This window comes from Mesorhizobium sp. C372A, assembly GCF_030323245.1.
Taxonomy (GTDB): Bacteria; Pseudomonadota; Alphaproteobacteria; order Rhizobiales; family Rhizobiaceae; genus Mesorhizobium.
In genome coordinates, this window is the sequence record NZ_CP100475.1 from 3,858,721 (window position 1) to 3,876,018 (window position 17,298).

Below are 17,298 nucleotides of genomic sequence, written 5' to 3' on the forward strand. Positions count from 1 at the left end.
GCGGCCCGCTATGCCAGCCAGTCGGCAAGCTTCGCCTTGCGCACATCCTTCAACAGGGTGATGAAGCCGTCGGCCTGATGCTCCGCCGTCAGTCGGCCTTTCTCGGCCGTGGCAATGCTGGCATCGCCGACCACGCCGTTGGGGTTGAGATCCCCAGCGATCCAGGCGAAAGCGTGCGTTCCGGTGTGGCGCAGCAGCGCAAATTCGGTTTCGGCGCGGGCGACCTTGGAGGCGAAATTGTCGGCCTTGGCCATGTCGACTAACTCCGGGCGAAAATGCAGCATCAGCGAGGTCTCGACGTCGCCTCCATGGATGCCATGGCGGTCTTCCAGCTCGGTGTACATGCCGGCGGGGCGGCCGAAGCGCTGCCAGCTGGTCTTCACCGCCAGCATCCTCTCACGCACGCGCAGCTCGCGCGTGACGATGCCCATGATCTCTTCATTGCCGCCATGCGAGTTGACGACGATCAGTTTCCTTACGCCTGCGCGGGCAACGGACAGGCCAAGCTCGGTCCAGGCATCAACCAGGGTGGCCGCCGGCAGGGTGAGCGTGCCCGGCGCCTGCAGATGCTCGTTCGACTTGCCGACCGTTTGGACCGGCAGGATGCGGATGTCGAGATCGCCGGGCAGGCGGGCGATGACCGTCTCCAGCATGCCGTTCATGATCGAGGTATCGGTTGATACAGGCAGATGCGGGCCGTGCTGCTCGATCGCCGCCACCGGCAGCACGGCAATCGTCGCCTCCGGATCGATCGCGGCGTATTCGGTGGTCCGGTAGTCGCCCCACCAAACGCGTCTGTTTGCAACGGTCATGTCATGCCTCTTGACTGTGAGGGAGACCTAGCGCGCCAAACGTCGCCTGTCGATCACCCAGCCGCAATCGCCTCGACCTCGACCTTGAACTCCGGCCGCGCAAAGCCTGACACGATCATCAGCGTCGAGGCGGGCGCGGGGCTGGCAAACAAGCGGTCGCGGACGTCCATATAGGGCCGCAGAAAGGCGCGGTCGGTGACGTAGGCGTTTATGCGCACGATGTCGCCTAGCCCCAGCCCGGCTTCAGCCAGAATCGCCGCTATGTTTTGAAAGCAGAGCTCGGCCTGCGCGCCGGCATCCTCGGGGATCTGGTCGTCCGCCGTGATGGCGACCTGACCGGAGCACAGAACCAGCCGCTTGCCTGGCGGCACCTCGACGCCGTGGCTATAGCGGGCGAAAGGCGGCTTGATCGACTTCGGCGCGAGGTATCTGAACATGGCAATCTCCTGTCTGCGAGACCAGCCTAAGACGTGACCGATAGTACGTTCAAGATGTGGTGCATGGCACAAGGGCGATTGTGGACAGGCGTCCAAAAAATAGGCACGATGCCTCCCGCACAGCATGACCCGTCCGGTGTTGGCAGTGACTGCCGCGCAAGCAGGCGGCCCGGGCGGTGGCATGTGTCTTGCTTCTTGGATCAATGGTGTCGAGCCCGGCGCGTGACGCTCCGGAGCCAACAAAGGGTGGTGTCGATGTACGGAAAACAGAAGATTTCAGCGCTTGCGGTCGCGCTGCTTGGAGCCGGCACGTTCGGCGCGGCAGCAAACGAGAAGGTCACCTTCGGCACCAACTGGCTGGCCGAGCCCGAGCATGGCGGCTACTACCAGGCCGTCGCCGACGGCACCTACGCTGCATGTGGCCTCGACGTGACGATTTCGCAGGGAGGTCCGCAGGTCAGCGGGCGGCCGCTGCTGCTGGCCGGCAAGCTCGATTTCTACATGGGCGGCAATCTGCTGTCGGCCTTCGACGCCGTCCAGCAGGGCATCCCGATGCGCGTCGTGGCCGCCGATTTCCAGAAGGACCCTCAGGTCATCATGTCCCACCCGGGGCAGGGGCTGGACAAGTGGGAGGATTTGAAGAACGCCGACCAGTACATTCTCGGCGACGAGGGCGTCCAGACCTTCTTCCAGTGGATGGTCATCGAACTCGGTTTCGATGCCGCCAAGCGCGTGCCCTACACCTACAACACCGCTCCATTCCTGGCCAACAAGAAGTCGATCCAGCAGGGTTACGTCACCTCGGAGCCTTTTGCGGTCAAGAAGGAAGGCGGCTTCGTGCCCAACCAGTTCCTGCTCGCCGACTATGGCTGGGACACCTATTCGACGACGATCGAGGTGATGCAGGACACGATCGACAAGCGGCCGGAGGTGGTCCAGTGCTTCGTCGATGGCTCGGCCAAGGGCTGGTACAACTACCTCTACGGCGACAACAAGGCCGCCAACGAGATGATCAAGAAAGACAACCCCGACATGAGCGACGAGCAGATTGCCTTCTCGATCGAGCAGATGAAGAAGTTCGGCCTGGCCGATTCCGGCGACACCGAAAAGCTCGGCATCGGCGCCATGAACGAAGACCGGATCAAGAGCTTTTATGACAAGATGGTCAAGGCCAAGGTCACGCCCGAGGGCATCGACATCAAGAAGGCCTATACGCTGGCCTTCATCAACAAAGGTGTCGGAATCGAGCTGAAGAAGTAATCGTGAAGCTGGAAAAGATGGCGCAGGCGCCCATGACGGCATCGGGTGAAGGCCCGATGCTGCTGACGCTGCGCCATGTCGGCAAGGTGTTTTCCAATGGCGTGACTGCATTGAGCGACGTCGATCTCGCCATCCGCGAGGGCGATTTTGTCAGCCTGCTCGGGCCGTCCGGCTGCGGCAAGTCGACGGCGTTGAGGCTGATCGCGGGCCTGTCGACGCCGACATCCGGTCAACTCGACTGGGGCGGTTCGATCGACCGCGCCAATATCGGCTTCGTCTTCCAGGAACCGACGCTGCTGCCCTGGGCCGATGTCTTCGACAATGTCTGGTTGCCGCTCAGGCTGAAAGGCGTGTCGCGCGCCAAGGCGGCGCCGGTGGTGACGGAGATGCTGGAGCGGGTGCACCTGACCGGTTTCGAAAACGCCGTGCCGCGCGAGCTTTCCGGCGGCATGAAGATGCGCGTCTCGATCGCACGCGCCATGGTGACGAAGCCGCGCATTCTGTTGATGGACGAGCCGTTCGCGGCACTCGACGAGATCACCCGCTTCAAGCTCAACAACGACCTTCTGGAGCTGTGGCAGGACGAGCGCTTCACCGTCGTCTTCGTCACCCACAGCGTCTTCGAAAGCGTGTTCCTGTCAAACCGCGTCGTCGTCATGGCGGCGCGGCCGGGCCGCGTCCATGCCGAGCTTGCCATCCACGCCTCCTATCCGCGAGACGAGGTTTTCCGCACTTCGCCCGACTATGCCGCGCTCTGCCGCCAGGCCTCGGACATCCTGGTCAACGCCATCAACACATCAGCCGGACCGCACCATGACGGCCATTGACCAGAATGCCGCAACGCTCGACGCGGAAGAGGCCGGCCGCGTACGCCAGGAGCGGCTGGAGCGGATCGGCCGGTGGGTCTTGCCGCTGGCGATCATGATCCTGGCGATCTGGCTGTGGGACCGCATCTGCGTGTGGAACGCGATCCCGCAATATATCCTGCCGCGCCCCGGCGTGGTGCTGTGGACGCTCTATAGCGATGCCGGGCTCCTGTTCTCCGCGCTGCTGGTCACGTTGCGCATAACCTTTCTCAGCCTGCTGCTCGCGGTCGTCGGCGGCGTCGGACTGGCGGTGCTGTTTGCGCAATCGAAATGGGTGGAGATGTCGTTCTTTCCCTTCGCCATCGTGCTGCAGGTAACGCCGATCGTGGCGGTCTTCCCGCTCATCAACATCTATGTGGACAACCAGACGGTGAAGCTTTTGCTTTGCGCCTGGATCGTTGCGTTCTTCCCGATCCTGTCCAACACCACGCTCGGCCTCAATTCGGTCGACCGCAATCTGCGCGACATGTTCAAGCTCAACGGCGCGACGCGCTGGCAGCAATTGCGCTATCTCAGACTGCCGGCGGCCATGCCGTATTTTCTAGGAGGCTTGAAGATAGCCGGCGGCCTGTCGCTGATCGGCGCCGTGGTGGCCGAGTTCGTCGCCGGCGCGCAGGGGCAGTCGTCGGGGCTGGCGTCGCGCATCATCGAGGCCGGCTACCGCCTCAACGCGCCAAGGCTGTTCGCGGCGCTGATCCTGATCTCGCTCACCGGCATATTGATCTTCCTGGTGCTGTCGCTGATATCGCATCTCATCCTGCGCCGCTGGCACGAGAGCGCGCTGAAGCAGGAGCGGTAGGGGGTTGGGTGACGTGATTGAGATGCTGGCGCGAAACACCCCCCTCTGGCCTGCCGGCCATCTCCCCCTCAAGGGGGGAGATTGGACGTCATCCGGGATTTCGCCAATTATCGACGTTGGAAGACGGGTGCTGTCGGAAAAGCTGCCAATCTCCCCCCTTGAGGGGGAGATGCCCGGCAGGGCAGAGGGGGGCGGTCCTTGATACCGACCTCTGGCTCGTACCATCTCACCAACGTCCGCCTTCACCGGTCGCTGACATCAGGTCTTGCCACCACTTACGATACCGACGGCTTCGCGCTGGCCGACATCGCCGTCGCCGACGGTAAGCTCTCCAGCATCGCCGCGCACAAGAAATCAAAAGCGCCAGCCACCGCCATCGACCTTGCCGGCCGCATCGTGCTGCCGTGCTTCGTCGATTGCCACACCCACATCGACAAGGGCCATATCTGGCCGCGCAAACCCAATCCCGACGGCAGTTTCATGGGCGCGCTCAATGCCACCGGCGCAGACCGTGCAGCGCGCTGGAGCGCCGAGGACGTGGCGCGGCGCATGGATTTCTCTTTGCGCTCGGCCTACGCGCACGGCACCAAGGCCTTGCGCACTCATCTCGACAGCGTGCCGCCACAGGAGGAAATCTCCTGGCCGGTGTTCGAAGCGATGCGGGAGAAATGGCGCGGCCGCATCGAATTGCAGGCAGCCTGCCTGCTCGGCATCGAAGGCGTGCGCGACAGAAAGTGGTTCGAGAGGCTGGCCAAGCGTGTGGCTGCGGCCAAGGGCGTGCTCGGCGTCGTCACCTATATGGTGCCGGATCTCGAAGAGCTTCTCGACAAGGTGTTCGCCGAGGCGAACAAGCACGGGCTCGATCTCGATTTCCACGCCGACGAGACCGACGATATCGCGGCGATATCGCTGAAGAAGATCGCCGAGGCGGCACTGTGGAACGGTTTTGAGGGCAACATGCTGGTGGGACATTGCTGCTCGCTGGCGCGCCAGCCGGATCTCGACGTGCTCGACACGCTGGACAAGGTCGCCAAGGCCAAGCTTGCCGTGGTGTCGCTGCCGATGTGCAATCTCTATCTGCAGGACCGGCGCGCCGACCAGACCACGCCTCGCTGGCGCGGCGTGACGCTGCTGCACGAGATGAAGGCGAGGGGCATCCCGGTCGCGGTCGCCTCCGACAACACCCGCGATCCGTTCTATGCCTATGGCGATCTCGACATGCTGGAGGTCTACCGCATGGCGACGCGCATCCTGCATTTCGACCATCCGGTCGGCGACTGGCCGCAGACGGTGGCGGCGACGCCGGCCAAGGTGATGCGGCTCGACGGTGTCGGGACACTGACAGCCGGTGGCAGCGCCGATTTCATCGTCTTCAAAGGGCGGAGCTGGACGGAATTGCTGTCGCGGCCCGAATCGGATCGCATCGTCGTGCGCGACGGCCGAGCGATCGACAGGCAATTGCCCGACTATGCCGAGCTCGACGAACTGATGGTGGAATGATGGATGTTTCGGCGCTCAAACGCGATCTCGACGGGATAAAGCTCGACGACAATCCGGCCATCGTCCAGCAGAAGAGCCGCGACTTCTACTGGTACAGCCCGGTGCTGAAGCAGCAGCTCGACCACGTCACCGGCGACCTGATCGTGACGCCCAGGAACGAGGCCGAACTGATCCGCGTGCTTGCCGCTTGCCACCGTCATGGCGTTCCGGTGACGCCGCGCGGCAGCGGCACCGGCAATTACGGCCAGGCGATGCCGCTGTCGGGCGGCGTGGTTTTGAACCTCGCCGAGATGAACGAGATCAAGGCCATAGCGCCGGGCCGCGTCGTCACCGGGCCGGGCGCGATCCTCGCCGACATCGACAGAGCGACGCGCGCGCATTCCGGGCAGGAACTGCGGCTGTCGCCGTCGACCTACAACACCGCCTCGATCGGCGGCTTCATCGCCGGCGGCTCGGGCGGCGTTGGCTCGATCAATTTCGGCGGTCTGCGTGATTTCGGCAATGTGCTGCGCCTGCGGGTCGTCACTATGGAGGCGGAGCCGAAGGCGCTCGAACTCGCCGGCGAGGACCTGCACAAGGTCACCCACGCCTATGGCACCAACGGCATCATCACCGAGGTCGAGATGCCGCTGACTGCAGCCTATGAATGGACCGACGTGATCGTCGGCTTCGACGCTTTCATGCCGGCAGCCCGCTACGGCAACGCGCTGGCACGCCAGGACGGCATCCTGACCAAGCTGATCACGCCGATCGCCGCGCCCGTGCCGCAGCTCTATTTCAAGCGCCACCAGAAGTTCTTCCGGGACGGGCAAAGCATCTGCGTCGTCATGGTTGCCCGGCATGGGCTAGACGCGTTCCTCGCCTTCACCCGCCGCGCCGGCGGCGAAGTCATCTTCAATGCGGCGACGGCAACGGACGAAGAGAAAAAGGGCCTGCCGCCGGGCTTCGAACTGGCGTGGAACCACACCACGCTCAGGGCACTGCGGGTCGATCCCGCGATCACCTATCTGCAATCGCTCTATCCGTTTCCCAACCAGCTGGCGCTGGTGGAGAAGATGGACGCGATGTTTCCGAACGAGGTCTTTTCGCATCTCGAATTCGTGCGCCTCGACGGCAACATCACCTGCTTCGGCCTGCCGCTGGTGAAATTCACCACCGAGGCGCGGCTCAACGAAATCATCCGGCTGCACGAGGAGAACGGCTGCCCGATCTTCAACCCGCACCGCTACACGCTGGAAGAGGGCGGCATGAAGCAGACGGATGAAATCCAGCTCGCCTTCAAGCGCGAGACCGATCCGCAAGGCCTGCTCAATCCCGGCAAGATGATCGCTTGGGAAAATCCGGATTACGACTATCGCTCGGGCCGGACTTTTTTGTTCAAGGGTTTGCAGAAAGCAGAATGAGCAGAGGTTTGAGCTTGAGCACCCCCCTCTGTCCTGCCGGCACAGGCCCTACGCTGCCGCTTCGGGCGTTCGTCGTTTGGAAAGCCAAGCAATTGGCTTCCCATCGGCTTCGCCGACCACTTCTCACCCCTCGCAAGGGGGGAGATTGGCAGCCTGAACGCCGCAGCCAATCTGACACGCTGACAATTAGTGAAAGCGATGCGGCAGTCCGATCTCCCCCCTTGAGGGGGAGATGCCCGGCAGGGCAGAGGGGGGTGCCTCGCGCCGACCCCGGCAATGCCTTCCCATGAAAGTCCTCGTCCTTTACGCACACCCGGTGGAGACCAGCTTCAATGCCAGCCTGCACCGCACGATCGTCGAGCGGCTGACGACCGCCGGCCATGAGGTCGACGATTGCGATCTCTATGCCGAGGATTTCGACCCCAGGCTGACGCGCGGGGAGAGGCTGGATTATCATAACCAACGCAGCCCTGCGGACCCGGCCGCGCCCTATGTCGAGCGGCTGCTCAAGGCCGAGGCGCTGGTGCTGTCATATCCCGTCTGGAACTACGGCTTCCCGGCCATCCTGAAAGGCTTTTTCGACCGCGTGTTTCTGCCCGGCGTGTCGTTCAAATTGGTCGACGGCAAGGCGCAGCCTTCGCTCCACAACATCCGCAAGCTGACCGCCGTCACCACCTATGGCGGCAGCCGCTTCCGCGCCATGCTGATGGGCGATCCGCCACGCAGATTGGTCAAGCGGATGCTGCGCGCGACGATCAGGCCCGGCGCCTCGGTGTCCTACCTCGCTCATTATTCGATGAACCTGTCGACCGACGAGACGCGGGCAGCCTTCATGGCCAAGGTCGCGGCCGGGATGGATGAATTCTGATGCGCGTGCTGGTGGTCTATTGCCATCCGGTGCCCGAAAGCTTTTGCGCCGCCATCAGAGATGCCGCAGTCGATGTGCTGAAGGCACGCGGCTGGGAGGTGCGGCTGCTCGACCTCTATGCGGAGAAATTCGATCCGGTGATGGGCTGCGAAGAGCGACGCGCCTACAATGAGCGGGCGCCGGAGGATCCGGCCCTAAAACCGCATTTCGAGCATCTCGCCTGGGCTGAGGCGATCCTGTTCATCTATCCGACCTGGTGGTACGGGCTGCCGGCCATGCTGAAGGGCTGGCTCGACCGGGTCTGGGCTTCCGATGTCGCCTTCAAGCTGGGCAAGGGGCGCATCACGTCGCTGATGACACATGTCACCAGGGTCGGCGTCATTACCACCTGCGGCGCGCCGACCTGGTGGAGCGTCGTCGTCGGCCAGCCCGGCCGCAAGACCTTGCTGCGCGGTATGCGCGCGCTGTGCGCCCGCCGCTGCCGGACGTTTTTCCTGGCGCACTACCTGATGGACGCCTCGACGCCAAGGACGAGGGCGGCGTTTCTGGTGAAAGTGCGGGCGAAGCTGGAGCGGTTTTGAGCTTCTTCACCCTCGCCCTTGTGGGGAGGGTCGCGCAGCAAATGCCGCAAGGCGGCATTTGCGAAGCGGGGTGGGGGGTCTCGTAGGGCGCACCCCCACCCCGTCTCGCAATCGCCGCTTCGCTCCGACTGCGAGCCGACCCTCCCCACAAGGGGAGGGTAAAAAGGTGCTACATCCTCGTCCGTTCCGCCTTGGGATCGTACATCGGCTTCAGCGATGCTTCCGCCGCAAAACGCTCGCCGGCGATCTCGATCTCGTAGGACGAGGCCAGCACATCCGCCTCGCTCTCGCCCTGGCAGGGCACATAGCCCAGTCCGATCGCGCCGCCGAGATGGTGGCCGTAATTCCCCGATGTGATCGGGCCGACGATCTTGCCGTCGCGCAGGATCGCCTCGTTGTGGAAGAGCAGGGGTTCAGGGTCTTTCAAACGGAACTGCACCAGCCGGCGCGACAGGCCGGCTTCTTTTCTCTTCAGCACCGCATCGCGGCCGATGAACTCGCCCTTGGCGGTTTTGACCGCAAAGCCGAGGCCGGCCTCCAGCACATTGTCCTCGTCGGTGATGTCGTGGCCGAAATGCCGAAACGCCTTTTCGATGCGACAGGAATCGAGCGTATGCAGGCCGCAAAGTTGCAGGCCGACATCCGCCCCCGCCTCATCGATCGCCTCGAAGACATGGGCCGCCTGGTCGGTCGAGACATAAAGTTCCCAGCCGAGTTCGCCGACATAGGTGACGCGGTGCGCACGGGCGAGGCCCATGCCGATCTCGATCTCCTGGAAGGTGCCGAACGGATTGTTCTCGTTGGAGAAATCGTTAGGGCTGACTTTCTGGATCAGCTTTCGCGCATCCGGACCCATCAGGCAGAGCACGCTTTCTGCCGCCGTCACATCGGTGATGACAACGAATTCCTCGCCGACATGCCGCCGCAGCCAGGCGAGATCGCGTTGCAACGTCGCGCCCGGCACGACGAGGAAGTAGGCGGTCTCAGATAGCCGCGATACCGTCAGATCGCTCTCGATACCGCCGCGCTGGTTGAGCATCTGGGTGTAGACGATCTTGCCGGGCGCCCCATCCATATCGTTGGCGCAGAGCCTTTGCAGGAAGGCGCAGGCGTCGCGGCCTTCGACACGGATCTTGCCGAACGAGGTCATGTCGAACAGGGCGACCTTGTTGCGGACCGCCAGATGTTCCTCGCGCTGGTTGTCGAACCAGTTCTGCCGCTTCCAGGAATAGCGATATTCGCGCTCCTGTCCCTCGCGGGCGAACCAGTTGGCGCGCTCCCAGCCGGCGACTTCGCCGAACACGGCGCCGCGCGCCTTCAGCTGTTCGTGCAGGGGCGAGCGCCTGACATTTCTGGACGTTGCCATCTGCCGGTAGGGGAAGTGATCCGCATAGAGCAGGCCGAGTGTTTCGGAGACACGCTCCTTGAGATACCTACGGTTCTTCTGGAATGGCTGGGCGCGGCGGATGTCGACTTCCCAGAGGTCGAAGGGCGCTTCGCCGTCATTGATCCACTGCGCCAGCGCCATGCCGGCGCCGCCGGACGAGACGATGCCGATGGAATTGTAGCCGGTCGCCATCCAGTAGCCCGACAGCTCCGGCGCTTCGCCGAGATAGTAGCGGTCGTCGGGGGTAAAGCTTTCGGGGCCGTTGAAGAAGGTGTGAATGCCGGCGGTTGCCAGCATCGGCATGCGATTGACGCCCATTTCGAGGATCGGCTCGAAATGCTCCATGTCCTCCGGCAACTGGTCGAAGCAGAAATCCTCGCTTATGCCGTCCATGCCCCAGGGCTTGGCCACCGGCTCGAAGGCGCCGAGCATCATCTTGCCGGCGTCTTCCTTGTAGTAGGCGCATTCATCGGGAACGCGCAGCACCGGTAGACGACCGAGCCCGGGGATCGGCTCGGTGACGAGATAAAAATGTTCGCAGGCATGCAGCGGGATGGTGACGCCGTTCTGGGCGCCGAGCTCGCGCGCCCACATGCCGGCGCAGTTGACGACGATGTCGGCCTCGATCGTGCCCTGGTCGTCGCCTTGCGCCCACGACACGCCGGTGACGCGACCGGCCTTGGTATGGACCTTGGTGACCTTCACATTCTCGACGATGGCGGCGCCACGCTGGCGGGCGCCCTTGGCCAGCGCCATGGCGATGTTGGCCGGATCGCACTGGCCGTCGAGCGGCAGATGCACGGCGCCGACCACATCGGACACGTTGAGATGCGGGTACATCTCCTTGACTTCACCAGGCGAAATCTCGCGCACATCGACATCGAAGGCGCGGGCGAGCGAGGCCTGACGGTAAATCTCGTGCTTGCGCTCCTCGGTCAGCGCCACGGTGATCGAGCCGACCTGGCGCATGCCGGTGCCGACTTCGGTCTCGGCCTCCAGCTTGACGTAGAGGTCGGCCGAATATTTCGCCAGCCGCGTCATGTTCTGCGAACCGCGCAGCTGGCCGATCAGGCCGGCGGCGTGCCAGGTCGTGCCCGAGGTCAGCTGCTTGCGTTCGAGCAGCACGATGTCGGTCCAGCCGAGCTTGGCCAAATGATAGGCTACCGAGCAGCCGGAGACGCCGCCACCGATAATAACCGCGCGGGCCTTGGTGGGAATGCTTCTGGTCATGCGGCCTCGCGGCGATAGCCGGATGCGAAGCGGCGCAGGCGTTTTGCGGCTTCCTGAAGCACCGGCTCCGGTTGGCAGAGGCTGATGCGGATGTGGCCGGCAGCGGCCTTGCCGAAGCTGGAACCCGGCATGACGCCGACACTCTCCTGGTCGAGAAAGGCCCAGGCGAATTTCTCGTCGTCGGGCTCGACGGCGGAGATGTCGAGCATGACATACATGCCGCCCTCCGAGCCGTGCACGCTGATATTGTTCATGCCGCGCACGGCGTCGAGCAGGACGGTGCGGCGCGCCGCATAGCGCTCGGCGATTTCCTTGACGCCATAGCGGTTCTCCAGCGCCTCGGCGCAGGCGATCGAGATGAAGGCCGGCAGGCCGTAGGTCGTCACCAGATTGAGATTGGTCAACAGCGTGATCATCTGCGTCGGGCCGGTCAGCCAGCCCATGCGCCAGCCGGTCATGCCGTGGCTCTTGGACATCGAATTGATGACCAGCGTGCGCTCGGCCATGCCGGGCAGGCCGCGCGGCGAGATGTGCTCGCCGCCGCCGAGCGTCCAGTAGACCTCGTCCGACAGCAGCCAGAGATCGTGCTCGCGGCAGATCTCGGCCAGCTCTTCCAGACGCTCACGCGAATAGACGGCGCCGGTCGGGTTGTTCGGCGTGTTGATCAAAATGGCGCGCGTGTTGGGCTTGAGCGCCGCGCGGATCATCTCGGCGTGCGGCTGGAAACCGTCTCCGGCCGGCGTCTCGACGACGGTGAAGCTGGCGCCGGCGGCGCTGAACGTGTTGGGATAAGTCGCGTAGTAGGGCGCCACCACGATAGCGTGGTCGCCCTGGTCGAGAACGGCCTGCACGGCAGCGTAAAGGGCGGCCTGACCGCCCGGCGTGGCGATCACCTGGTCGGCGCTCGTCTCGACCCCGGTGCAGGCGGTCGAGGCCGCCGCCATCGCCCTGCGCAGGCGCGGAACGCCGGGAAGCGGGGTGTAGTGGTGGTTGCTGCCGCGAACCGCCGTCACGCAGGCTTCGATGGTCTGGCTCGGCGTATCGAAATCATGGTCGCCGACCGACAGCATGATGATGTCCTGGCCCGCCTCCTTGCGGGCCCATGCCTCGGTGTGGACCTCCCAGCCATCCTTGCCCGAAGGCACGATGCCGGAAATGCGCGATGATGGTCTGGGCATCAGGATACTCCCGAGATTTCGTGGCCGGCCTGTTCGAGCCGGTCGCGCAAGGCGGCGATGTGGGCAGGGCCGACTTCGCAGCAGCCGCCGACGATGGTGGCGCCAGCGGCGACCCAGCCGAGCGCCTGGTCGGCATAGGCATCCGGATCAAGGTCGTGGCGTGCGTGCAGCACTTCCACCGTTCCACCATGCTTGAGCGCTTCGACAGAGGTGAAGCCATTGGCATAGGCGCCGACCGGGCCGCCGAGAGCAATCAATTCGGGCAGTGCCGCGGCGATAGCTTCTGGCCGGCAGCAATTCACCAGGCGCGCTGCAACCGTCAGGCCGTCGAGGGCGTCCGCCGCTGCCGCTATTGTTTCGCCGCTGCGCAGCCGCGGCGCGCCGTGATCGGCGAGCGTCCAAGACACCCAGACAGGTTTGCCGCTTTCCGACGCAGCGGTGACGGCCGCACGGCCTTCCTCGGCTGAGGCCATGGTCTCGCACAGGAACAGGTCGACGCCATCGGCCTGCTCGGCGACGATGCGGCGATAGATTTCCAGCGTCTCCTCGAACGATATGGTCAGCGCCGGCGCATAGCTGCCGAACAGCGGTGACAGGCAGCCGGCGATCGCTGCATCGCCTGCCTCCTCGCGTGCCTGTCTTGCCAATTCGATGCCGCGCTTCTGCAAGGGCCTGAAGAGGTCTTCTGCTCCTTCCCGCGCGAGCCGCTCCGGCGTCGCCGAATAGGTGTTGATGGTGATGACGCGAGCGCCGGCCCGGATGAATTCGGCATGCAGGCCACGCACCAGATCCGGCTCGTCGATCAGCACCCTGGCCGACCAGAGCGGCGTCGGCTCGGAGCTGCTGCGGCGGACCAGTTCCTGGCCCATGCCGCCATCGGTGAGAATGACTTTCTTCATGCTCTCAATCTTTCGTTTTTCGGATCCCACAGCGGCTCGTCTTTCTGCACGACCGCCTTGAAACGATCGCCAAAAATTTCAATCTCGATCGCGGTATCGGGTTCAGCCAGGTCGGCGCGCAGCATGCCGAGCGCGATCGATTTGTCGATGCGATGCCCCCAGCCGCCGGACGTCGTCTCGCCGACGATCTTGCCGTCATGCCAGAGCGTCGACACGGACGGCGCGTCGCAATCGCCGGGGTTTTCGACCACCAGCGTGACGAAGCGCTTCTTTACGCCTTGCTGCTTTTCGTTCTGCAGGGCTGCCTTGCCGCGGAAGTCGGGCTTGTCCCATTTTACGAAGCGCTCGAGCCCGCCCTGCAGGACCGTATAGTCGGTCGACAGGTCGCCCTTCCAGGTCCGGTAGCCCTTTTCGAGGCGCAGCGAATCCAGCGCATACATGCCGAACGGTTTCAGACCGTGTTTTTGTCCCGCCGTCCAGACGGCGTCGAAGATGGCGGCGGTGTCTCCCACCTTGGTGTGGATTTCCCAGCCGAGTTCGCCGGCGAAGGATACCCGCACCAGCTTCGCCCAGCGGCCGGCGATGGTGGTTTCCTGATGCGTCAGCCAGGGCAGCGAGAGATCCGCGCCACAGACCTCGGCCAGGATCTTGCGCGAATTGGGGCCGGCGAGGATTTGCGTCGAATAGTCTTCGGTCCTGTCGGTGAGGGTGAAAGCTGCGTCCTTCGGCAGGCGCGACTTCAGCCATTCGAAATCGTGCCACTGCGCTACCGCCGCGGTGATCAGGGTCATCTGCTCTTCGCCATGGCGCACCACCGACATCTCGGTGACGATGCGGCCCTTGTCGTCGGCGAAATAGGCGAGGCCGATGCGGCCGGGCTTGGGCACCAGGCCGGTGACCTGCAGCGCCAGCCATTCGGCTGCGCCAGGACCTTCGAGGTTGAAGCGCGAGAAGCCGGGCAGGTCCAGAATGCCGGCGGCGTCGCGCACCGCCAGGCATTCTTCGCGCACGCGGTGCTGCCACGGCCCGTCGCGGCGGAAGGTGAGTGTTGCTTCTTCCGACGTGTCGTCACCGGGTTGCGCATACCAGGTGGCACGCTCCCAGCCATTATAGGCGTCGAACTGGGCGCCGAGCGCCTTGATGCGATCGTGGATCGGCGACAGCTTGCGGTCGCGCCCGGCCGGCCAGGCATGGCGCGGAAACTGGATGGCGTATTCGTTGCCGTAGATCTCCATACCCTTGGCGACGCTATAGTCGGGGGCGGCCGCAAATGAGGTGAAGCGGCGCGGGTCGCAGGACCACATGTCCCATTCGGTCTGGCCTTGCGTCACCCATTCGGCCAGCACCTTGCCGGCACCGCCGCCCTGGGCGATGCCGAAGGTGAAGACACAGGCCTCGAACGCGTTGGGAACGCCGGGCATCGGACCGATCAGCGGATTGCCGTCCGGCGCGTAAGGGATCGGCCCGTTGATCACCTTGGACAGGCCGGCAGTGCCCAGGATCGGCACGCGGGCTACGGCATCGGCAAGGTAGTGCTCGAGACGGTCGAGATCGTCGGGGAAGAGCTGGAAGGAAAAGTCCTCCGGCATCGGGTCGTTGTGGGTTGCCCAATGCGCGCGGCAATTGCGCTCATAGGGACCGAGATTCATGCCGTTCTTTTCCTGGCGCAGATAGTAGGATGTGTCGACGTCGCGCAGCAGCGGCAGTTTCTTGCCCTGCTCCTTCGACCAGGCCACCAGTTCGGGGATTTCCTCGAACAAAATGTACTGATGGCTCATCACCATCATCGGGACGTCGCGGCCGAACATTTTGCCGACTTCCGCGGCTCGGTAGCCGGCGGCGTTGACGACGATCTCGCAACGGATCTCGCCTTGCGGCGTCCCGACAACCCATTCGTCGTTCTCGCGGCGCACACCTGACACCGGACAGAAGCGGACGATCCTGGCGCCCATGTCGCGCGCACCCTTGGCCAGTGCCTGCGTCAGCTGCGCGGGGTCGATGTCGCCGTCGTTTGGATCGTAGAGCGCACCTTTGAGGTCATGCGTCTCGATGAAGGGATAGCGGCGCTTGATCTCGTCGGGGCCGACGATGTCGATGTCCATGCCCTGGTAGCGGCCCATGCCCTTGGCGCGCTGGAACTCCTGCATGCGCTCCTTGGTGTGGGCGAGGCGGAGCGAGCCGGTAACGTGGTAGTTCATGGGATAGTCGACGGCATCAGCCAAGCCGCGATAGAGCTCGGTCGAATAGCGCTGCATGTTCATCAGCGACCAGGACGACGAGAAGGTCGGCACATTGCCGGCGGCATGCCAGGTCGAGCCCGATGTCAGCTCGTTCTTTTCAAGCAGCACGCAGTCGGTCCAACCCGCCTTGCACAGATGGTAGAGCGAGGAGGTGCCGACGACACCGCCTCCGATGATCACCACGCGTGCCGTGGTCGGCAAACCGGCCATATTCTTCTCCCAAACCTGAAGCGCGCTGCGCTTCTATCTTTTTGCTTGATGCATGTCGTTTCCCAAACCGCTGCACACTTTGGGCGACATGCATTCAATAAACAGGCGGCGAAACCACCCAGATGATTACGGCCGGCTCGCTGCCGGGATTGCGCCAGCGGTACGGCTTGCGCTCGAAGCGGAAGGAATCGCCTTCGCCGAGCCGGTGCCAGACGCCGGCTATCTCGATCTCGAAAATGCCAGAGGCGATGTAGCCGGCTTCCTCGGTCGGCCGCAGCTGCTCGCTCTTCATCTCGGCGCCCGGCGCAAAGATCGAACGCACCATCTCGAAACTACCGCCGAGATCGGGCGACAGAAGCTCTTCCACGAGGCCGGATTCGCTTGTGCCAAGCGTGCGCCGGCTGCCGGCGCGCACGACAAAGCCGCGCTCCTTTTCGATCGGCACGTCGTGGCTGAAGAACAGGCTGAGCGGCACGCCGAACAGGTCTGCGAAAGCCCTGAGGTCGCCAAGCGAAGGGATAGACAGGCCGCGCTCGACCTGGCTGACCCAGCCGACGGAGCGACCAAGCTTCAGCGCGATCTCAGCCAGCGTCAGCCCGCGCGCCTTGCGCAGCGCACGGATGTCGCTCGCCAGCAGGCGCTCGTCGGGTCCCTGCAATGTTTTGGGGATAGCTGGGGGCAAAAACGCTCACTTGATGAAAATCTGGAAACGAATTTCATGAGAGCTCATATCCGTGAAAAAATCAAGCAAATTTTCATGGACACACAAGATTTGCTTGCGCGATTTTGGCGGTTCATGCAAAGGCTCTGGCACGAGCGGCGGTGTGGGAATGCGGGTCGGCGACCAAGGATTCAAATCTGCGCAAGGTCTTCTCCGATAGCCGGTTCGGCTTTCGAAGTGTGCGCAAAGGGACGGCCCATGCTGGAAAAAAACGGCCTGGCAGCGCATAACGCCGCTGTTGTCGACGAGGCGATCATCTCGCGCCGTTCAGTGCGCGCCTTCCTGCCCGACATGGTCGATGACGAGACGATCCGAGCCATTCTCGGCGTCGCCTCGCGCGCGCCTTCGGGCACCAATATGCAGCCTTGGCGGGTCTATGTCGTCAAGGGCGAGGTCAAGCAGCAGATCACCGATGCCATCCTGAATTCCGGTATCCGCGCCGAAAAGGCCGATTGGGACGAGTATCGCTATTACCCCACCCAGTTCTTCGAGCCGTATCTCACCCGCCGCCGCGCCAACGGTTTCGGGCTCTATGGGGCACTCGGCATCGGCCGCCGCGAGGTCGACAAGATGCGCGCCCAGCACGACCGCAACTTCGTCTTCTTCGACGCGCCGGTCGGCATGATCTTCACCATCGACCGGCGGCTGAACCAGGGCTCGTGGATCGACTACGGAATGTTCCTGCAGAACATCATGGTGGCGGCGCGAGGCAGGGGCCTGCACACCTGCCCGCAGGCCGCCTTCGCGCCCTATCACCGGCAGATCCGGCCGGTGCTCAACATCCCCGACGAGGAGATCGTCGTCTGCGGCATGGCGCTCGGCCTCGAGGATACGTCGAAACCCGAAAACGACTTCCGCACCGACCGCGTGCCGCTGGAAGAGTGGGTGACGTTCAGCGGATAGGGCT

At 63.8% G+C, this 17,298-nt stretch carries 15 protein-coding genes; 8 read left to right on the forward strand and 7 right to left on the reverse strand.

Features of this window, described 5'->3' with window-relative positions:
- Window positions 1–8: 8 nt before the first annotated feature.
- Both NLY42_RS18340 and NLY42_RS18345 read right to left on the reverse strand, forming a co-directional pair.
- Window positions 9–812: a creatininase family protein gene (locus NLY42_RS18340; protein ID WP_023670776.1), complete on the reverse strand. Its 804-nt coding sequence runs from the start codon at window positions 810–812 to the stop codon at window positions 9–11.
- Window positions 813–865: 53 nt separating this feature from the next.
- Window positions 866–1,249: a RidA family protein gene (locus NLY42_RS18345; RefSeq protein WP_023670775.1), complete on the reverse strand. Its 384-nt coding sequence runs from the start codon at window positions 1,247–1,249 to the stop codon at window positions 866–868.
- Between the two features lie 255 nt (window positions 1,250–1,504).
- Between NLY42_RS18345 and NLY42_RS18350 the strand changes: the two genes are divergently transcribed.
- From NLY42_RS18350 to NLY42_RS18380, 7 genes are all read left to right on the forward strand, one after another.
- Window positions 1,505–2,509: an ABC transporter substrate-binding protein gene (locus NLY42_RS18350; protein WP_023670774.1), complete on the forward strand. Its 1,005-nt coding sequence runs from the start codon at window positions 1,505–1,507 to the stop codon at window positions 2,507–2,509.
- Between the two features lie 2 nt (window positions 2,510–2,511).
- Window positions 2,512–3,336, forward strand: a complete 825-nt coding sequence (locus NLY42_RS18355; protein ID WP_023733788.1) for an ABC transporter ATP-binding protein — start codon at window positions 2,512–2,514, stop codon at window positions 3,334–3,336.
- Window positions 3,323–4,174 (forward strand): ABC transporter permease, encoded by an 852-nt coding sequence (locus NLY42_RS18360; protein WP_023753453.1) that lies wholly within the window; start codon window positions 3,323–3,325, stop codon window positions 4,172–4,174. The genes NLY42_RS18355 and NLY42_RS18360 overlap by 14 nt, the downstream gene beginning before the upstream one ends.
- A gap of 198 nt (window positions 4,175–4,372) precedes the next feature.
- On the forward strand, window positions 4,373–5,674 hold the full coding sequence (locus tag NLY42_RS18365; protein ID WP_023753452.1) for a cytosine deaminase: 1,302 nt from the start codon (window positions 4,373–4,375) through the stop codon (window positions 5,672–5,674).
- Complete coding sequence (locus NLY42_RS18370; protein ID WP_031196359.1) at window positions 5,674–7,077, forward strand: FAD-binding oxidoreductase; 1,404 nt, start codon at window positions 5,674–5,676, stop codon at window positions 7,075–7,077. Before NLY42_RS18365 ends, NLY42_RS18370 begins: the two co-directional genes overlap by 1 nt.
- 286 nt (window positions 7,078–7,363) lie before the next feature.
- On the forward strand, window positions 7,364–7,945 hold the full coding sequence (locus NLY42_RS18375) for an NAD(P)H-dependent oxidoreductase (RefSeq protein ID WP_023753451.1): 582 nt from the start codon (window positions 7,364–7,366) through the stop codon (window positions 7,943–7,945).
- Window positions 7,945–8,526, forward strand: a complete 582-nt coding sequence (locus NLY42_RS18380) for an NAD(P)H-dependent oxidoreductase (protein ID WP_023753450.1) — start codon at window positions 7,945–7,947, stop codon at window positions 8,524–8,526. Before NLY42_RS18375 ends, NLY42_RS18380 begins: the two co-directional genes overlap by 1 nt.
- 169 nt (window positions 8,527–8,695) lie before the next feature.
- On the opposite strand, the gene NLY42_RS18385 is transcribed toward NLY42_RS18380, so the two are convergent.
- From NLY42_RS18385 to NLY42_RS18405, 5 genes are all read right to left on the reverse strand, one after another.
- Window positions 8,696–11,143: a GcvT family protein gene (locus tag NLY42_RS18385; RefSeq protein ID WP_023753449.1), complete on the reverse strand. Its 2,448-nt coding sequence runs from the start codon at window positions 11,141–11,143 to the stop codon at window positions 8,696–8,698.
- A complete protein-coding gene (locus tag NLY42_RS18390) occupies window positions 11,140–12,321 on the reverse strand; it encodes a pyridoxal phosphate-dependent aminotransferase (RefSeq protein WP_023753448.1) in 1,182 nt (393 codons plus the stop codon). Before NLY42_RS18390 ends, NLY42_RS18385 begins: the two co-directional genes overlap by 4 nt.
- A complete protein-coding gene (locus NLY42_RS18395; RefSeq protein WP_023744691.1) occupies window positions 12,321–13,220 on the reverse strand; it encodes a homocysteine S-methyltransferase family protein in 900 nt (299 codons plus the stop codon). Before NLY42_RS18395 ends, NLY42_RS18390 begins: the two co-directional genes overlap by 1 nt.
- On the reverse strand, window positions 13,217–15,670 hold the full coding sequence (locus tag NLY42_RS18400; RefSeq protein WP_023753447.1) for a GcvT family protein: 2,454 nt from the start codon (window positions 15,668–15,670) through the stop codon (window positions 13,217–13,219). Before NLY42_RS18400 ends, NLY42_RS18395 begins: the two co-directional genes overlap by 4 nt.
- A gap of 94 nt (window positions 15,671–15,764) precedes the next feature.
- A complete protein-coding gene (locus tag NLY42_RS18405) occupies window positions 15,765–16,307 on the reverse strand; it encodes a helix-turn-helix domain-containing protein (RefSeq protein WP_023753446.1) in 543 nt (180 codons plus the stop codon).
- Window positions 16,308–16,589: 282 nt separating this feature from the next.
- Between NLY42_RS18405 and NLY42_RS18410 the strand changes: the two genes are divergently transcribed.
- Window positions 16,590–17,294 (forward strand): nitroreductase, encoded by a 705-nt coding sequence (locus tag NLY42_RS18410; protein ID WP_023733781.1) that lies wholly within the window; start codon window positions 16,590–16,592, stop codon window positions 17,292–17,294.
- Window positions 17,295–17,298 lie beyond the last annotated feature (4 nt).